Origin of the sequence: Pseudomonas sp. S10E 269 (genome assembly GCF_002798465.1) — a bacterium.
GTDB lineage: Bacteria > Pseudomonadota > Gammaproteobacteria > Pseudomonadales > Pseudomonadaceae > Aquipseudomonas > Aquipseudomonas pergaminensis.
Window position 1 is genome coordinate 5,995,899 of sequence record NZ_PHIJ01000001.1, and the last position, 17,480, is coordinate 6,013,378.

Below are 17,480 nucleotides of genomic sequence, written 5' to 3' on the forward strand. Positions count from 1 at the left end.
TGCTATCGCAGGCAAGCCAGCTCCCACACAAGCCGGTTGCCACATGTTGAATCGTTGGCGCTTGCAGGATTGTGCAAGGATATACGCCCTCTGCCGACTATGGGTCGCACCTTACATTTCTTCACAGACAAGCTACACAGCTTCACAGCACCCCGGCGCAGGTGACTTTAGGATGCGCCAGTCAATATTGGGATAAGAGCATGTCGAAGAATCTGTTTGCGCCGTTTTGCCTGCTGGCCCTCACCCTTGCCCTGAGCGCGTGCGACAAGTCCGCCGCCGAGGCACCGGAAATGCCGCTGGCCAAAGTCCGCATCGAAACCCTGGCCGCCAAACCCCTGTCCATCACCAGCGAACTGAGCGGGCGCATCGCCGCGCCGCGCATTGCCGAGGTGCGTGCACGGGTCGCCGGCGTCGTCATGCAACGGGTGTTCAAGGAAGGCCACGACGTGAAACAGGGCGACGTGCTGTTTCGCATCGACCCCGCGCCGTTCAAGGCCGACCTCGACAGCGCCCAGGCCAACCTGAGCAAGGCCGAGGCCAATGCCTTCCAGGCGCGCCTGCAAGAACAGCGCTACAGCCAATTAGTGGAAGGCAATGCCATCAGCGGCCAGGACTACGACAACGCCCGCGCCGCCGTGCGCCAGACCAACGCCGAAGTCGCCGCCAACAAGGCCGCCGTCGAGCGCGCGAAACTGAACCTGGGCTACGCCACCGTCACCGCACCGATTTCCGGGCGTATTGGCCGTGCGCTGGTGACCGAAGGCGCGCTGGTCGGCCAGAACGAAGCCACGCCGCTGGCGATCATCCAGCAACTGGACCCGATCCACGCCGACCTGACCCAGTCCACCCGTGAGCTGAATGACCTGCGCCGCGCCTTCCGCGCCGGCAGCTTGAAGCAGGTCGGCCAGGACCAGGCCAAGGCCACGTTGATCGAGGACGACGGCAGCCTCTACCCGCTGCCGGGCAAATTGCTCTTCGCCGAGATCAGCGTCGACCCCGGCACCGGCCAGATCATCCTGCGCAGCGAGTTCCCCAACCCCGACCTCGACTTGCTGCCCGGCAGTTTTGTGCGGGTGCGCCTGGAACAAGCCGTCGACAAGCAAGGCATCAGCGTGCCGCAACGCGCCATCACCCGTGACAGCGCCGGTATCCCGATGGTGTTGTTGCTGGACGCCGAGCAGACCGTGAGCCAGCAGCCGGTGGAACTGGGTGCAGTGATCGAAGACCGCTGGATCGTCAGCAGTGGCCTCAAGCCCGGCGACCGTATTGTCGTCGAGGGCCTGCAACACGCGCGCCCCGGTGAAAAAGTCGAAGTGGACGATAGCCCCGCGCCGAATGCCCAGGCCTCTGTCCGCTAAGGAAAGGAATCAAACACCATGCCGCAGTTCTTTATCGACCGCCCGATCTTCGCCTGGGTGGTGGCCCTGTTTATCCTGCTGGCGGGCGCCCTCGCCATCCCGCAGTTGCCGGTGGCCCAGTACCCCAACGTCGCGCCGCCGAAAGTCGAAATCTATGCCGTCTACCCCGGCGCTTCGGCGCAGACGTTGGACGAAAGCGTGGTCAGCCTGATCGAGCAGGAGCTCAACGGCGCCGACCACCTGCTGTATTTCGAGTCCCAGAGCAGCCTGGGTTCTGCCACCATCACCGCCACCTTCCAGCCGGGCACCAACCCGGAGATGGCCCAGGTGGACGTGCAGAACCGCCTCAAAGCGGTCGAGCCGCGCCTGCCGCAAGCGGTGACCCAACAAGGCTTGCAGGTGGAAAAAGTGTCCGCCGGTTTCCTGCTGCTGGTCACCCTCACTTCCAACGACGGCAAACTCGATGACGTGGCGCTGAGTGATTACCTGGCGCGCAACGTGATGAACGAACTCAAGCGCCTCGACGGTGTGGGCAAAGCTCAGCTGTACGGTGCCGAGCGCGCCATGCGCATCTGGATCGACCCGCAGAAATTGATCGGCTTCAACCTGACGCCGGCCGACGTGAACGCCGCGATCAGCGCGCAGAACGCCCAGGTCTCGGCGGGCAGCATCGGTGATTTGCCGGGCACTAACACCCAGGAAATCACCGCCGCGATCCTGGTCAAGGGCCAGCTTTCAACGCCAGCCGAATTTGCCGACATCGTGCTCAAGGCCAACCCCGACGGCTCGACCGTGCGCATCGGCGATGTGGCGCGGGTGGAAGTCGGCAGCCAGGAATACCAGTTCTCTACGCGCCTGAACGGCAAGCCGTCCACCGCCGTCAGCGTGCAGTTGTCGCCCGGCGCCAATGCGCTGAGTACCGCCACCCTGGTGCGGGCAAAGATGGACGAGCTGTCGCGCTACTTCCCGGCCAATGTGGAATACAAGATTCCGTACGACACCTCGCCGTTCGTCAAAGTCTCGATCACCAAGGTGGTCTACACCCTGCTCGAAGCGATGGCACTGGTGTTTGCGGTGATGTTCCTGTTCCTGCAGAACGTGCGCTACACCCTGATCCCGACCCTGGTGGTGCCGATTGCGTTGATGGGCACTTTCGCCACCATGTTGTTGCTGGGATTCTCCATCAACGTGTTGACCATGTTCGGCATGGTGCTGGCGATCGGCATCCTGGTGGACGATGCAATCGTGGTGGTAGAGAACGTCGAGCGGATCATGGCCACTGAGGGTCTGTCGCCCAAGGAAGCGACGAAAAAAGCCATGGGCCAGATCACCGGGGCCATCATCGGCATCACGCTGGTGCTGGTGGCGGTGTTCCTGCCGATGGCGTTCATGGCCGGTTCCGTGGGGGTTATCTATCAGCAGTTTTCGTTGTCGATGGCCACCTCGATCCTGTTCTCGGCGTTCCTCGCCCTGACCTTGACCCCGGCCCTGTGCGCCACCCTGCTCAAGCCGATCGCCAAAGGCGAACACCATGCCAAGGGCGGTTTCTTTGGCTGGTTCAACCAGCGCTTTGAAAGCCTCACCGACCGTTATGAAGGCTGGGTGGCGTATGCCCTCAAGCGCAGCGGCCGCTACCTGTTGATTTACCTGGTGCTGCTGGTGGGCCTGGGCTGGATGTTCAGTCGCCTGCCCTCCTCGTTCCTGCCGGTGGAGGACCAGGGCTACACCATCACCGATATCCAGCTGCCACCCGGCGCGAGCAAGAACCGCACGGTGCAGGTGGCCGAGCAGATCGAAGCGCATAACGCCGAAGAGCCTGGGGTGGGTGATACCACCATGATCATGGGCTTCAGTTTCTCCGGTTCGGGGCAAAACGCGGCTCTGGCATTCACCACACTCAAGGATTGGTCGGAACGCGGCAGCGATGATTCCGCCGCCTCGATTGCCGACCGCGCCAACATGGCGTTCAGCGAACTCAAGGACGCGATTGCCTATGCGATCCTGCCACCGCCCGTGGATGGCCTGGGCACGTCCAGCGGCTTCGAGTTCCGCCTGCAGGACCGTGGTGGCGTCGGCCATGCCGCGTTGATGGCAGCCCGTACCGAGTTGCTGGCTGCCGCCGAGAAAAGCCCGATCCTCGCCAACGTGCGTGAAAGCGCGCTGGCCGAAGCGCCGCAAGTGCAGTTGGAAGTCGATCGCAAGCAGGCCAATGCGCTAGGCGTGTCATTTGCCGATGTGGGCAATGTGCTCTCCTCGGCCATCGGTTCGGCCTACATCAACGACTTCCCCAACCAGGGACGCATGCAGCGCGTGGTGGTGCAGGCCGAAGGCGACCAACGCAGCCAAGTGGCGGACTTGATGAAGATCAATGTGCGCAACAACGCCGGCAAGATGGTGCCACTGTCGGCCTTTGTCGAAGCCAAATGGACCCAGGGCCCGACCCAGCTGACGCGCTATAACGGCTACCCGGCCATCGCGATTTCCGGCGAAGCGGCACCGGGCCACAGTACCGGCGAGGCCATGGACGAGATCCAGCGCCTGGTCAGCCAATTGCCCGCCGGTCTGGGCCAGGAATGGACCGGCCTGTCGTTGCAGGAACGCCTGTCCGGTTCGCAGGCACCGTTGTTGCTGGGCTTGTCGTTGTTGATCGTGTTCCTGTGCCTGGCGGCGTTGTATGAAAGCTGGTCGATCCCGACCTCGGTGCTGCTGGTGGTGCCGCTGGGCGTACTCGGTGCGGTACTGGCTGTGTCTTTGCGCGGCATGCCCAACGATGTGTTCTTCAAGGTCGGTTTGATCACCATCATCGGCCTCTCGGCGAAGAACGCGATCCTGATCATCGAGTTCGCCAAGGACCTGTACGACCAGGGCGAAGACCTGATCACCGCCACCTTGAAGGCCGCGCGGTTGCGCCTGCGGCCGATCATCATGACGTCCCTGGCGTTTATCCTCGGCGTGGTGCCGTTGGCGATTGCCACCGGGGCCAGCTCGGCAAGCCAACAGGCAATTGGTACCGGCGTGATCGGCGGGATGATCACCGCGACACTGGCGGTGGTGTTTGTGCCGGTGTTTTTTGTGGTGGTGATGAAGTTGGTTAAAAAGCGCCGCGACTGATCGACGTCAACCGACGCAAGCCCACTGAAAAGAGCCCTTACAAACTGTCAATGTTGACAGTTTCGCAGGGTTCTTTTTCGTTTTAGTGTGCCTTTGTTCAATCCGAACGATCAGTAAAGAGAAGCTTCCCATGAGCGAACACTCAGGCTTACTGCTTTCCAACGGGTACCTGGCGGTAGGCATTGGAAACAGTTTTTTTGTCAGCGAAGACTTAACAGTAATCCATACGAGCCAATTGCTGCGTATTGAGGCGCCGGGCACTGGAAACTCAGCCGGAAAATTCATCATCACGGTCAATAACCCGGGGAATGGTGGAACAGCCATACCGGTTGGTCCTGGCAACCCTTCGCAGCTCACCTACGAACGGTACGGCTATCCTACCCGCCATGCCGGTAGCGGAAGCATAACCTTCGTGTGGGACCCTACACGTAAAACGCTTGATGCGACGTTTGAAGCCGTCTTGGTTCCTGTCGCGCAGTACCCCGCAGTCAAACTCACGGACGGCGCTATCCGTTACTTTGAATAAGCACGGCTGTAACCGCCATGTTTGATGGCCAGGACGTGCAACTGACAAAAAGGAGTGTTCGACGCAGTCAGTCAGGGACTAAAGAATGCGCTATGGTGCTCGCAGAGACATTTCATTGTGAGCCGCCATGCCGTTCCTCGCCCGCACCCACCCTCGCCTCTCCGCCGCCGCCGTGCTGGGTATTGCCGTGGGCATCCTGGCGCCGGCAGACACCGTCGTCAGCAAAATCCTCATCGGCTGGAATGCCGGGGTCTGGACCTACCTGGTACTGATGCTATGGCTGACCCGGCGGGCCAAGGCCGAGGATGTGAAGCGCATCGCCGAAATCGAAGATGAAAATGCCGGGCTGGTGCTGTTCACGGTGTGCATCGCCGCTCTCGCCAGCCTGGCAACCATCACCTTCGAACTGGTGGGCAGCAAAGACCTGGCCACCTCGGAACGCCTGCTGCACTACGGTTTCACCGGACTGACAGTGATCGGTTCGTGGTTGCTGATCGGGGTGATCTTCAGCGTGCATTACGCGCGCCTTTATTACACCTGGGACGGCAAGGAGCCGGCGCTGCGCTTTGCCGAAGGTTTGCAGACCCCCAACTATTGGGACTTCCTGTACTTTTCCTTCACCATCGGCGTGGCGGTGCAGACCTCTGATGTCGGGGTTGCCACCCGAGGCATGCGCAAGGTAGTGCTGGGTCAATCATTGATCGGTTTTCTGTTCAACACGGCGATCCTGGGGTTCTCGATCAATATCGCCGCTGGCTTGTTCGGTTGAGGCTGCACAAACCTTCTAGACGCTTATGCGCGGCTGGGCGCTAATTACCTCACCTATTCCGCCTCGGTGTTTTATGGCCGCGCACAATTGGATCGACCTGTCCCAGGACGCCGACACCGGCATCGAGACCCTGCGCGCGCATTTCGAAGGCCATGCGTACGACCCGCATTGGCACGACAGCTACCTGATCGGCGTCACCGAGCAAGGCGTGCAGCAATTCAACTGCCGCCGCACTCGCCACCACAGTGTGCCCGGCCAGGTGTTCCTGGTGGAGCCCGGGGAACTGCATGATGGCGATGCGCCCACTGCCGACGGCTTCACTTACCACATGCTCTATCTCGACCCGCAGTGGTTGGCGCGGGAGGTGAGCGCGGTGTTTGAAGAGGCACCACTCGATAGCCAACTGAGTTTCGCCAATACCTTGACCAGCGACCCGCGCCTGGCCATCGCCACCACTCAAGCTTTCCAGACCCTGCACAGCGGCGAACTGCGCATCGTACGTCAGCGGGCCATGGACCAATTGCTGGAGCGCCTCACCGGCCAACTCTATTGGCGCACCCGCTACCGCGAAGACCCGCGTCTGCCTCTGGTGGCCCACAAGGCACGGGAATACCTGCACGCCCATCTGCATATTGATGTGGGCATGGACGAACTGGCCCTGGCCTGTGGCGTCGACCGTTTCCGCCTGACCCGTGCGTTCAAGAGCGCATTTGGCCTGCCCCCTCACGCCTATCTGGTGCAACTGCGTCTGGCCCGCGCCCGTCATTTTCTGACCAGGGGCGAACAACCGGCGGACGTCGCGATTGCCCTGGGCTTTGCCGACCAGAGCCACTTGGGGCGTTGGTTTGTACGCGCCTACGGCCTCACACCTGCGGCCTACCGCAAGCGCTGCTCAAATCTTCCAGACAGGTAGCAAGCGGGCTTGTGAAGATCGACTCCATCGATTGGTTTATTGGAGTCTGCCGTCATGTTGCCGTTTATGTTGTTCGCCTTTGTGGCGTCGATCACCCCCGGCCCCACCAACATCCTGGTGCTGAGTAACAGCGCACGTCATGGCTTCAAGGCGGCCTTGCCGATCATTCTGGGTGCCTGCGCAGGTGCTGCGGGCCTGGTGTTGGTGGTGGGCAGCGGGTTTGGCCAGTCGTTGGTGCATGTGCCCAAGGTGCAAATGGCCATGCAATGGATCGGCATCGCCTGGTTGAGTTACCTGGCCTGGCAGATCTTCAGCGCGCCCGCCCAAGCCATCCACGTGCAAGCCAGCGAAAAGCCCCTTGGCCTGATCGGCGCCGCCAGCCTGCAGTTGATCAACCCGAAAACCTGGATGATGGCCCTGGCGGTGGTCAGCGTATTCGCTGACAACGGTGCTGAGCGCCAGAGCCAAGTGGTGTACCTGTCCCTAGTATTTTTCCTGATATCGCTGCCGTGCCTGGGCACTTGGGCGTTGCTGGGCGTGGGGTCGGCACGGCTGTTTCGTTCGGCCAGGGCGATGCAACGTTTCAACCGGGGCATGGCGCTGTTGCTGCTGGTGGCGACTTGGCTGAGTGTGGTGATTTGACGCACCGGCCATCCGACTTTGTCCGACAACAGCTTGACGACTTTCCTCATTTGATGGTTTCCTGAAACCGGTTTCAGTCATTCCAATAAAAACAGAAGGTCGATGACCGTGAACACTTTTTCCGCCGCCCAGCGCAGCCGCGTGACCATGCTCGACGTGGCTCAACACGCCGGCGTCTCCAAAGCCAGCGTCTCGCGCTTTATCGGCGACGACCGTGCCCTGCTCTCCGATGCCATCGCCCTGCGTATCGAGCAAGCCATCGAGCACCTCGGCTACCGCCCCAACCAGATGGCCCGTGGCCTGAAACGTGGGCGCACGCGCCTGATCGGCATGCTGGTGGCCGATATCCGCAACCCCTATTCCATTGCCGTGATGCACGGTGTCGAAACCGCTTGCCGTCAACACGGCTACAGCCTGGTGGTATGCAACACCGACCGTGACGACGAGCAAGAACGCCAGCACTTGGCGGCGTTGCGTTCGTACAACATCGAAGGGTTGATCGTGAACACCCTCGGCCATCACCTCGACCAACTGCTGGAACTGCAGCGGGAAATGCCCCTGGTGCTGGTGGACCGCAACGTCGAGCCGTTGCACAGCGACCTGGTCGGCCTGGACAACCCGGCGGCGGTGCGTATGGCGGTGGAACATCTGCAACAGCAGGGTTATCGCGATGTGTTGCTGGTAAGCGAAGCCACCGATGGCACCAGTTCGCGCTTGGAGCGCCTGAGCAGTTTCAAGACTGAAATCGCTAGCCGCCCGGCATTGACCGGCGCTGTGTTGGAGTTGGATGAAACGCTGCAAAAACACCTGAAAGCCTTTCTCGCAAAACCTGGCCCCAAGGCGCTGTTCTGCGCCAACGGTGTCGCGGCATTGGCCTGCACCCGCGCACTGAAAAACCTGGGCTGCCACCTGTTTGATGACATCGGCCTGATTGCCCTGGATGACCTGGAGTGGTATCCGCTGGTAGGCACGGGCATCACCGCCCTCGCCCAGCCCACCGAAGCCATCGGCGCCAGCGCATTCGACTGCCTGCTCAAGCGCCTGCGCGGCGATACCGAGCCGACACGCACCCTGGACTTCCTGCCCCAACTGATCATCCGAGGCTCCACAAACCCCTTGTAGAAACCGGCTTGCCGGCGATGAGGCCCTTGAGGCAAGCGTCCATTTCAAGGACGCCATCGCCGGCAAGCCGGCTCCTACAGGTTTTGGTTTACGTATAAAAATGAAACCGGTTTCAGAGGTAAACGACAATGCATAAGTACCCCGTCTCCATCAGCCTTTCCAGTTACGGCGCCGACCTTGTCCGCCAACAGGGCCAGTTGAGTTTTGTCGCGCTGCTGACGGCCGCCGGCGCCCAACGTATCGAATGGCGTGAAGAATTGCTGACCACCGAGCAACCCCACGAACTGGCCCAGGCTGCTGTCGAGCATGGCCTGGAGTCGGTGTTCTCATCGCCCCTGGAACTGTGGGTCGCCGGCCGCGCCCAAGCGAATACCGAACTCGCGGCCACCCTGGATCGGGCGCAGGCGTTTGGCGCACGCTGGCTCAAGGTGTCCCTCGGTTACTTCACCGATACCAACGACCTGGAAAGCCTGCACGCCCTGCTCAACCGCCACCCGGTCCGCTTGCTGGTGGAAAACGACCAGACCCTGCAAGGCGGCCGTATCGAACCCATGCAGCGCTTCTTCACCGAAGTGGACCGCCTGGGCCTGCCGGTGAAGATGACCTTCGACATCGGCAACTGGCAATGGCAAGACCAATCCGCTCTAACCGCCGCACGCCTGCTGGGCCGGCATGTGGATTACCTGCACTGCAAGGCGGTCGCGCGGCGTGCCGACGGCAAGCTGGTCGCCCTGCCGCCTGGCGCCACCGACCTGCATCTGTGGGAACAACTGCTCAAGCACATGACTCCAGGTATTAGCCGGGCCGTGGAATTCCCGCTGCAAGGCGATGACCTGGTCGCGGTCACCGCGCAGCAGGTCGCCACCCTCGCCCTGCTGGGCCAACCTCGTGCGGAGCATGCGCATGTCTGAGATCGATATCCTCTCGTTTGGTGAAACCATGGCGATGTTTGTCGCCGAACAGACCGGCGACTTGGCCCAGGTGGCTCAGTTCCATAAACGGATTGCGGGTGCCGACAGCAATGTCGCCATCGGCCTGTCGCGCCTGGGTTTCAACGTCGCCTGGCTGAGCCGAGTGGGCAATGATTCGCTCGGGCGCTTTGTGGTCGACACCTTGACCCAGGAGGGCCTGGATTGCCGGCATGTGGCGGTCGATCCGGCACACCCCACCGGTTTTCAATTCAAGTCTCGTGAAGAAGCGGGCGATGATCCCCAGGTCGAGTACTTCCGCAAGGGTTCGGCGGCCAGTCAGTTGTCTATCGCCGCCATCAGCCCTGCCCTGCTGCAAGCTCGCCATCTGCATGCCACCGGCATTCCGCCCGCATTGTCCGAGGCGACGCGCGAGTTGTCCGTCGAGCTGATGACGCAGATGCGCAAGGCCGGGCGCAGCGTGTCGTTCGATCCCAACCTGCGCCCCTCGCTGTGGGCCAACCCACAGACGATGATCCGCGAAATCAACGCCCTCGCCGGCCTGGCCGATTGGGTCCTGCCGGGCCTGGGCGAAGGTCGCTTGCTCACCGGCTTCGATGACCCGGCCGACATCGCCGCGTTTTACCTCGACCAGGGCGCCGAAGCCGTGGCGATCAAGCTTGGCCCCGACGGCGCTTACTACCGCACCCACATGGACCAAGGCTTTGTCGCCGCGGTGCGCGTGGACAACGTGGTGGACACGGTCGGCGCCGGTGACGGTTTTGCCGTGGGCATGATCAGCGCCCTGCTGGAGAACCTCAGCTTCCGCGAGGCGGTACAGCGCGGCAACTGGATCGGCAGCCGCGCCGTGCAGAGCCGTGGCGACATGGAAGGCCTGCCCACCCGTTCAGAGTTACCCAGTCGATCCGTTGCCTAACCCATTACCTGTTGCCACAACTACAACAAGCTCAGGAGCAACCCCATGGACACCGTGAAACTCGCCACCCGCCGTTGGTGGTACATCATGCCCATCGTTTTTATCACCTACAGCCTGGCGTATCTGGACCGCGCCAACTACGGCTTCGCCGCTGCCTCCGGGATGGCCGAAGACCTGATGATCACCCCCGGCATGTCGTCATTGCTGGGGGCGCTGTTTTTCCTTGGTTACTTTTTCTTTCAGGTGCCGGGGGCGATCTACGCGCAGAAACGCAGTGTCAAGAAGCTGATCTTCGTCAGCCTGATCCTGTGGGGCGGCCTCGCCACCCTCACCGGCGTGGTGTCCAACGCCTACATGCTGATCGTGATTCGCTTCATGCTCGGCGTGGTCGAAGCGGCGGTGATGCCGGCGATGCTGGTGTACCTGTGCCACTGGTTCACGCGTGCCGAACGCTCGCGCGCCAATACCTTCCTGATCCTCGGCAACCCGGTGACCATGCTGTGGATGTCGGTGGTGTCGGGCTATCTGGTGCAGCATTTCAGCTGGCGCTGGATGTTTATCATCGAAGGCCTGCCGGCCGTGCTGTGGGCGTTTATCTGGTGGAAGCTGGCCGATGAGCGTCCAAAGGATGCCAAGTGGCTGAGCGACTCTGAGAAACAGGACTTGGAAACCGCGCTGGCCGCCGAGCAAGTCGGGATCAAGGCGGTGAAGAACTACGCCGAGGCGTTCCGTTCGCCCAAAGTGATCATCCTGGCCCTGCAATTTTTCTGCTGGAGCATTGGCGTGTACGGCTTTGTGCTGTGGCTGCCGTCGATCCTCAAGCAAGGCTTGCAGATGGACATGGTCGAGGCCGGCTGGTTGTCGGCGCTGCCTTACCTGGCAGCGGTGATTGGCATGCTGGTGGTGTCGTGGGGCTCGGACAAGCTGCAAAAGCGCAAGCGTTTCGTATGGCCGCCGCTGCTGATTGCCTCGATTGCTTTCTACGCGTCCTACGTGCTCGGCGCCGAACACTTCTGGTGGTCCTACACCTTGCTGGTGATTGCCGGGGCCTGCATGTACGCGCCCTACGGCCCGTTTTTCGCGATTGTCCCGGAGATCCTGCCGGCCAATGTCGCCGGGGGCGCCATGGCGCTGATCAACAGCATGGGAGCTCTGGGTTCATTCGGCGGATCGTACCTGGTGGGCTATCTCAATAGCAGCACCGGTTCGCCCGGCGCTTCGTACCTGCTGATGAGCGGCGCGTTGCTGCTGTCGGTGGTACTGACGATTTTCCTCAAGCCCGGCGCCAGTGACCGCACGCCGGCGCCCAATCTAGAATTGAAGGTAAAAGCCGCATGAAAAAGTCTGTCGTGTTGTACAAGAAACTCTCCGCGCCGCTGATGGCCCGCCTGCATGAACAGGCCGAGGTCACGCTGATCGAAGCCCTGGACGACACCGGCCTGGCCAAGCTGCGCGACGCCCTGCCCACGGCCCAGGGTCTGCTAGGTGCCAGCCTGCGCCTGGACGCCAAATTGCTGGACCTTGCGCCCAAACTGGAGGCCGTGGCCAGCGTGTCCGTGGGGGTCGACAACTACGACATCGACTACCTGACTGGGCGCGGTATCCTGCTCAGCAACACCCCCGACGTGCTCACCGAAACCACCGCCGACACCGGTTTTGCGCTGATCCTCGCCACCGCCCGGCGTGTGGTCGAGCTGGCCGACATGGTGCGCGCCGGTCAATGGAGCAAGAACATTGGCCCCGCGCACTTTGGCACCGACGTGCATGGCAAGACCCTGGGCATTATCGGCATGGGCCGTATCGGTGAAGCCCTGGCCCAGCGCGGGCACTTTGGTTTTGGCATGCCGGTGATCTACCACAGCCATTCGCCCAAGCCGGCGGTGGAGGCACGTTTCGGCGCGCAGTACCGCAGCTTGAATGACTTGCTGCAACAAGCCGATTTTGTCTGCCTGACCCTGCCACTCACCGCCGAAACCGAGAAGCTGATCGGCGCCGAACAATTCGCACGGATGGGCCCGGAAACGATCTTCATCAATATTTCGCGGGGCAAGGTGGTGGACGAAGCTGCGCTGGTGGAGGCGCTGCAACAGCGCACCATCCGGGCGGCGGGGTTGGATGTGTTCGAGAAGGAGCCGCTGGATCACCACTCACCGTTGTTGCGCCTGAACAACGTGGTGGCCACGCCGCATATCGGCTCGGCGACCCATGAGACGCGGGAAGCGATGGCCCAGTGTGCGGTGGACAATCTGTTGCAGGCGTTGGCCGGTGAACGACCGAAGAACCTGGTCAACGCCGACGCCTGGAACCGCTGATTCCTGACACACCATAAACCAATGTGGGAGCGGGCTTGCTCGCGAATGCAGTGGATCAGTCAAGAAGTCTATCGACTGACACACCGCATTCGCGAGCAAGCCCGCTCCCACATGTTGACCTCATTTCAGGTCAGATAACGAAACGCGCCACCATCCCATTCAAGTCCACCGCCAAGCGCGACAGTTCATGGCTGGCTGCGCTGGTCTGGTTGGCACCCGCCGCCGACTGGGTCGCCAGGTCGCGGATGTTGACCAGGTTGCGGTCCACTTCGCGGGACACCTGGGCCTGTTCTTCCGAAGCGCTGGCAATCACCAGGTTGCGTTCATTGATCAGGCCGATGGACTGCGTGATCTGCTCCAGCGCCACGCCGGCGGCGCGGGCCATTTCCAGGGTGGTCTGGGTGCGTTGGTTGCTCTGCTGCATCGATTGCACAGCTTCACCGGTGCCGTTCTGGATGCCGGCGACCATTTTCTCGATTTCCTGAGTCGACTGCGCGGTGCGATGGGCCAGCGCTCGCACTTCGTCGGCCACCACCGCAAAGCCACGGCCGGCTTCACCGGCACGCGCGGCTTCGATGGCGGCGTTGAGCGCCAGCAGGTTGGTTTGTTCGGCAATCGCGCGGATCACGTCCAGTACCTTGCCAATGTCGCGCCCCTGCGTGGCCAGGCCTTCGATCATTGCGGCGGTGTTTTGCACGTCCTGGGTCATGGTCTGGATCGCACCGACGGTTTCCATCACGCGGTCGCGGCCTTCGCGCGCGGCTTGGTTGGACTGCCCGGACGCTTCGGAGGTCGACACCGCGTTACGCGCCACCTCTTCTACCGCCGCCGTCATTTCATTGACCGCTGTCGCCGCCTGGTCGATTTCATTGTTCTGTTGTTGCAAGCCTTTGGAGGCTTCTTCGGTCACCGCGCTCAACTCTTCCGCTGCTGAGGCAAGCTGCGTCGCCGAGCCGGCAATGTGCTGGATGGTCTGGCGCAGATTAGCCTGCATGGTCGACAAGGCGCTGAGCAAACGCGCAGGTTCGTCCTTGCCATCGTCTTCGATCAGTTTGCTGAGGTTGCCACCGGCAATGGTTTCAGCGACTTCCACGGCCTTGCGCAGCGGCGTGACGATACTGCGGGTGAGCAGCCAGGCCAGCAATACGGTGAGCAATGCGGCGGCGACCGACACGCCGATCACACCGGTGATAGCGCCCTGGTAGCTTTGCCCGGCTTCATTGTCGGCTTGCTTGGCGTCGGCCGCGTTGATGGCGATCAGTTTGTTCAACTGCTCACCCATCTGGTCGGTACCGTCCTTGATGCGGCTGTTGATCAGGGCACGCATTTCATCGACCTTGCCCTGTTTGGACAGCGCCAGCATGTCGGCCTGGGCCTTGAAGTAGTTATCCAGGGTGGTCACGAAGGTCTTGTACAACGCCGCTTCCTCTGGGCCCGCAGGCAGCGCCGCGTAGCTGGCCTGGGCACTCTTGACCTTGTCGGCGAGCACGCCGATGCGGGTTTCGGCTTCCTGCAGGCTGGCGGGTTCGCGGTTGACCAGCACCCGGAAAGACAAGATGCGCAGGCGCAGCACGTTTTCTGTGATAACGGCCAGTGACGTCACGCTGGGCAGTTGGGTCAGGCTCATCTCCACCGAAGACTGGCGGATCTGCGTCATGCGATTGACTGCAAACACCCCCAGTACAACCACTAATAACGCAATGAACGCAAAACCGAGAAACGCTCGAGGAGCAATATTCAATTGGCGGAGGGACATAAGGGGGGTGCTCTCAGAAATAGTGTTTGCGAGCGTCCCTGCTGCGAAACGATCTGTCAGCGTCAACGCGCTGCTCGGACCTTGGCCACCACTGTTGTCATTGATTTGTGGGCCTATCCTCGGTATCGGCAGGGTCAAAGGTTTCCCACAGGGCATTCATAAATATTTTTTTACACTTCTGACGATCGGCCGTTTCTGGCATCCTGCGCCTCCATTTTCTGACCCGAGCCCGTATTTTGTCTGACGCTCAAGCCCCCCGCCCGCGCTATAAATCCGACCTGATCTACGGCCTGGAAGATCGCCCGCACTTCACCGCGGCGATTTTTGCCGCGTTGCAGCACGTGTTGGCGAGTTTCGTCGGCATCATCACCCCCACGTTGATTGTCGGCGGTGTGCTGGGCCTGGAAAGCGAAGTGCCGTACCTGGTGAGCATGGCGCTGTTTGTGTCGGGGCTCGGCACCTTTGTGCAGGCGCGCACATTCGGCCCGATCGGTTCGGGGCTGTTGTGCCTGCAGGGCACCAGTTTTTCCTTTATCAGCGTGATTCTCAGCGCGGGGTTCATGGTCAAGGCCCGGGGCGGCGGCACCGATGAGATCCTCTCGACGATCTTTGGCATCTGCTTTTTCGCGGCGTTTATCGAAGTGGTGCTCAGTCAGTTCATCGGCAAGCTGCGCAAGCTGATCACCCCGGTGGTCACCGGCACCATCATCACGTTGATGGGCTTGTCATTGATCAAGGTGGCCGTCACCGACATGGCCGGCGGCTTTGGTGCCAGCGACCTTGGCGCCGCCAGCAATATGGGCCTGGCTGCGCTGGTGCTGCTGACCATCGTGGTACTTAACCGCTTCAACAACCCGTTCCTGCGCCTGGGCTCGATTGTGATCGGCCTGACCCTGGGCTTCGTGGTGGCCTGGCTGATGGGCCGTGTCGACATGGCGGCGTTGCCCCAAGTGCCCTTGATCAGCGTGCCGGTGCCGTTCAAGTACGGTTTCTCGTTCGATTGGGTGGGGTTTATCCCGGTGGCGGTGATCTTCCTGATTTCGCCCCTGGAAGCGGCCGGTGACCTGACGGCCAACTCGATGATTTCCCAGCAGCCGGTCAAGGGCCCGCTGTATATCAAGCGCATCAAGTCCGGCCTGCTGGCCGACGGCCTCAACTCGGCAATGGCCGCGACGTTCAACAGCCTGCCGATGGTGACCTTCGCCCAGAACAACGGTGTGATCCAGTTGACCGGCGTGGCCAGCCGCTACGTGGCGTACTTTATCGCCGGGCTGCTGGTGCTGCTGGGGCTGTTCCCGATGATCGGCGCGGTGCTGCAACTGATGCCCAAGCCGGTACTGGGCGGCGCGACCTTGATCATGTTCGGCACTGTGGCCGTGGCCGGGATCAAGATCCTCGCCGAAGCCGGGCTGCACCGACGCAATGTGCTGATCGTGGCGATCTCCCTCGGCATGGGCCTGGGCGTTGCCGCCGTGCCGGAAGTACTGCGCGACCTGCCAAAGGCGCTGCATAACATCTTTGAATCGCCGATCACCGTGGGCGCGTTCTGTGCAATCCTGCTGAACATTTTCCTGCCGGAAGAGTTCATAGAACTGGAAGAAGATGAATTTGATCCGGAGTCCTCTACCCTCAAAGTGATGCAGGACCCGGACGTCACCCAATAGGAGCACTGTTTACATGCGCAAGCTCATGGTTCTATCGCTGTTGCTGCTGACCTTGAGCGCCTGCGCCCTGTTTCCCAACCGCGACCCGGTGAACATCAACGTGGTGGGCATCGAGCCCTTGCAAAGCCAGGACCTGGAAGTGCGCTTCGCCGTGAAGCTGCGGGTGCAGAACCCCAATGAAACGGCGATCGACTACAACGGCGTGGCCCTGGACCTGGAGGTCAATGGCCGGCCGTTGGCCTCTGGGGTGAGTGATCAAAGCGGATCCATCCCCCGTTTTTCCGAGACCGTGCTGATGGTGCCGGTGAGTGTTTCGGCATTTTCTGTGTTGCGTCAGACCTTGGGCCTGAGCCAGACCCAGAGCCTGAACAACCTGCCTTACGTGCTGCGGGGCAAACTGGCGGGCGGGCTGTTCGGCACCATGCGCTTTGTGGACCGTGGCACGCTGGACTTGCCGAATACCGCCACCTGGTAATTGACGCGGCTCACGTGTGGCAAGCCCGCTCGCCACAGGATTGTGCTCAATCCGTCAGGTAGCGCACGCCGGGCTTGGCCCGTTCGTCCACCGTCAACTCGAACACATCTGGCCGGGCATAGTGCCCCACCACGTCATAGTCATACCGCGCGCGTACCAAGTCATCCGTATTGATTTGCGCCGTCAGCAAGCCGGTATCTCCCAGCAGCGGCCCGGCAAGAATGTCGCCCATCGGCCCGACAATCACACTGCCGCCCGCGATCAACGGGCGATCTGAAGGCCAGTTGGCTACTTCGATGCCCAACGCCTCAGGCGAGGCCTGCACCTGGCAGGCACTCACCACAAAGCAACGCCCTTCGTGAGCCACATGACGCATGCTCACCTGCCACATCTCGCGCTCATCCACCGTCGGCGCGCACCACACCTCCACACCCTTGGCATACATCGCGGTGCGCAGCAGCGGCATCATGTTTTCCCAGCACACTGCGCCGCCGACACGGCCCACCGCGGTGTCGATCACCGGTAGGGTCGAGCCGTCGCCCTTGCCCCAGATCAGCCGTTCGGTACCGGTGGGCATCAGCTTGCGGTGCTTGGCCACCAGACCGCCCGCTGGTTCGAAATACAGCACGGTGCAGTACAGGGTGCTGCCACTGCGCTCGATCACACCGAGCACCAGGCTGGCACCGGTGCGTGCGGACAGGCCGGCCAACATCTCGGTTTCCGCGCCCGGTACATCGATGGCATTGGCAAAATAACGGGCGAAGGCTTCGCGGCCTTCCGGCAGGCGATACCCCAACTGCGTGCCGAAGGCCTCACCTTTGGGATAGCCACCCAGCAACGCTTCGGGCATTACCACCAATTGCGCGCCGCTGCGCAGGATCTCGTCCTCATAACTGAGGATTTGCGCCAGGGTTTCACCCTTGCCGCCGGGCAAGGAGCCGATTTGCAGAGCTGCCACAGTAGAAATAGGCATCACGATCACTCCAG

Annotated in this window: 15 protein-coding genes; 13 read left to right on the plus strand and 2 right to left on the minus strand. The window is 61.6% G+C overall.

What is annotated here, in order from left to right; genetic code table 11:
• The first annotated feature begins 200 nt into the window (after window positions 1-200).
• The 11 genes from CWC48_RS27790 to CWC48_RS27845 all read left to right on the plus strand — a co-directional run bounded on the left by CWC48_RS27790 (window position 201) and on the right by CWC48_RS27845 (window position 12,598).
• Complete coding sequence (locus tag CWC48_RS27790) at window positions 201-1,358, plus strand: efflux RND transporter periplasmic adaptor subunit (RefSeq protein WP_078048148.1); 1,158 nt, start codon at window positions 201-203, stop codon at window positions 1,356-1,358.
• A gap of 18 nt (window positions 1,359-1,376) precedes the next feature.
• Window positions 1,377-4,469, plus strand: coding sequence for an efflux RND transporter permease subunit (locus tag CWC48_RS27795; RefSeq protein ID WP_078048147.1), 3,093 nt, complete (start codon window positions 1,377-1,379; stop codon window positions 4,467-4,469).
• A 130-nt stretch (window positions 4,470-4,599) separates the two neighbouring features.
• Window positions 4,600-4,995, plus strand: a complete 396-nt coding sequence (locus CWC48_RS27800) for a hypothetical protein (protein ID WP_100490913.1) — start codon at window positions 4,600-4,602, stop codon at window positions 4,993-4,995.
• 127 nt (window positions 4,996-5,122) lie between these two features.
• On the plus strand, window positions 5,123-5,764 hold the full coding sequence (locus CWC48_RS27805) for a DUF1345 domain-containing protein (RefSeq protein WP_078048145.1): 642 nt from the start codon (window positions 5,123-5,125) through the stop codon (window positions 5,762-5,764).
• A gap of 73 nt (window positions 5,765-5,837) precedes the next feature.
• Window positions 5,838-6,677, plus strand: coding sequence for an AraC family transcriptional regulator (locus tag CWC48_RS27810; RefSeq protein WP_078048144.1), 840 nt, complete (start codon window positions 5,838-5,840; stop codon window positions 6,675-6,677).
• A 54-nt stretch (window positions 6,678-6,731) separates the two neighbouring features.
• Window positions 6,732-7,319 (plus strand): LysE family translocator, encoded by a 588-nt coding sequence (locus tag CWC48_RS27815; RefSeq protein ID WP_100490914.1) that lies wholly within the window; start codon window positions 6,732-6,734, stop codon window positions 7,317-7,319.
• A gap of 108 nt (window positions 7,320-7,427) precedes the next feature.
• Entirely contained in the window at window positions 7,428-8,441 is a 1,014-nt protein-coding gene (locus CWC48_RS27820; protein ID WP_100492476.1) for a LacI family DNA-binding transcriptional regulator, read from the plus strand.
• Between the two features lie 128 nt (window positions 8,442-8,569).
• Window positions 8,570-9,352 (plus strand): sugar phosphate isomerase/epimerase, encoded by a 783-nt coding sequence (locus CWC48_RS27830; RefSeq protein ID WP_100490915.1) that lies wholly within the window; start codon window positions 8,570-8,572, stop codon window positions 9,350-9,352.
• Window positions 9,345-10,286, plus strand: a complete 942-nt coding sequence (locus tag CWC48_RS27835) for a sugar kinase (protein ID WP_099492665.1) — start codon at window positions 9,345-9,347, stop codon at window positions 10,284-10,286. Before CWC48_RS27830 ends, CWC48_RS27835 begins: the two co-directional genes overlap by 8 nt.
• A 45-nt stretch (window positions 10,287-10,331) precedes the next feature.
• A complete protein-coding gene (locus tag CWC48_RS27840; protein WP_078048139.1) occupies window positions 10,332-11,624 on the plus strand; it encodes an MFS transporter in 1,293 nt (430 codons plus the stop codon).
• A complete protein-coding gene (locus CWC48_RS27845) occupies window positions 11,621-12,598 on the plus strand; it encodes an NAD(P)-dependent oxidoreductase (RefSeq protein WP_100490916.1) in 978 nt (325 codons plus the stop codon). The genes CWC48_RS27840 and CWC48_RS27845 overlap by 4 nt, the downstream gene beginning before the upstream one ends.
• A gap of 130 nt (window positions 12,599-12,728) precedes the next feature.
• Here the strand turns inward: CWC48_RS27845 and CWC48_RS27855 are convergent, their stop codons facing one another.
• Entirely contained in the window at window positions 12,729-14,510 is a 1,782-nt protein-coding gene (locus CWC48_RS27855; protein ID WP_371857055.1) for a methyl-accepting chemotaxis protein, read from the minus strand.
• An 80-nt stretch (window positions 14,511-14,590) separates the two neighbouring features.
• Between CWC48_RS27855 and CWC48_RS27860 the strand changes: the two genes are divergently transcribed.
• The gene (locus CWC48_RS27860) at window positions 14,591-16,018 is read left to right on the plus strand and encodes a nucleobase:cation symporter-2 family protein (protein ID WP_100490917.1); all 1,428 of its coding nucleotides are present in this window, start codon (window positions 14,591-14,593) and stop codon (window positions 16,016-16,018) included.
• A gap of 13 nt (window positions 16,019-16,031) precedes the next feature.
• Complete coding sequence (locus tag CWC48_RS27865) at window positions 16,032-16,493, plus strand: LEA type 2 family protein (RefSeq protein WP_033900377.1); 462 nt, start codon at window positions 16,032-16,034, stop codon at window positions 16,491-16,493.
• Between the two features lie 46 nt (window positions 16,494-16,539).
• Here the strand turns inward: CWC48_RS27865 and CWC48_RS27870 are convergent, their stop codons facing one another.
• Entirely contained in the window at window positions 16,540-17,466 is a 927-nt protein-coding gene (locus CWC48_RS27870; protein WP_078048135.1) for a carbon-nitrogen hydrolase family protein, read from the minus strand.
• Window positions 17,467-17,480: the final 14 nt, after the last annotated feature.

Coding starts and splice junctions, on each gene's coding strand:
- CWC48_RS27790 (WP_078048148.1), top strand. CDS start 201: ATGTCGAAGAATCTGTTTGCGCCGTTTTGCCTGCTGGCCCTCACCCTT.
- CWC48_RS27795 (WP_078048147.1), top strand. CDS start 1,377: ATGCCGCAGTTCTTTATCGACCGCCCGATCTTCGCCTGGGTGGTGGCC.
- CWC48_RS27800 (WP_100490913.1), top strand. CDS start 4,600: ATGAGCGAACACTCAGGCTTACTGCTTTCCAACGGGTACCTGGCGGTA.
- CWC48_RS27805 (WP_078048145.1), top strand. CDS start 5,123: ATGCCGTTCCTCGCCCGCACCCACCCTCGCCTCTCCGCCGCCGCCGTG.
- CWC48_RS27810 (WP_078048144.1), top strand. CDS start 5,838: ATGGCCGCGCACAATTGGATCGACCTGTCCCAGGACGCCGACACCGGC.
- CWC48_RS27815 (WP_100490914.1), top strand. CDS start 6,732: ATGTTGCCGTTTATGTTGTTCGCCTTTGTGGCGTCGATCACCCCCGGC.
- CWC48_RS27830 (WP_100490915.1), top strand. CDS start 8,570: ATGCATAAGTACCCCGTCTCCATCAGCCTTTCCAGTTACGGCGCCGAC.
- CWC48_RS27835 (WP_099492665.1), top strand. CDS start 9,345: ATGTCTGAGATCGATATCCTCTCGTTTGGTGAAACCATGGCGATGTTT.
- CWC48_RS27840 (WP_078048139.1), top strand. CDS start 10,332: ATGGACACCGTGAAACTCGCCACCCGCCGTTGGTGGTACATCATGCCC.
- CWC48_RS27845 (WP_100490916.1), top strand. CDS start 11,621: ATGAAAAAGTCTGTCGTGTTGTACAAGAAACTCTCCGCGCCGCTGATG.
- CWC48_RS27855 (WP_371857055.1), bottom strand. CDS start 14,510: ATGCCCTGTGGGAAACCTTTGACCCTGCCGATACCGAGGATAGGCCCA.
- CWC48_RS27865 (WP_033900377.1), top strand. CDS start 16,032: ATGCGCAAGCTCATGGTTCTATCGCTGTTGCTGCTGACCTTGAGCGCC.
- CWC48_RS27870 (WP_078048135.1), bottom strand. CDS start 17,466: ATGCCTATTTCTACTGTGGCAGCTCTGCAAATCGGCTCCTTGCCCGGC.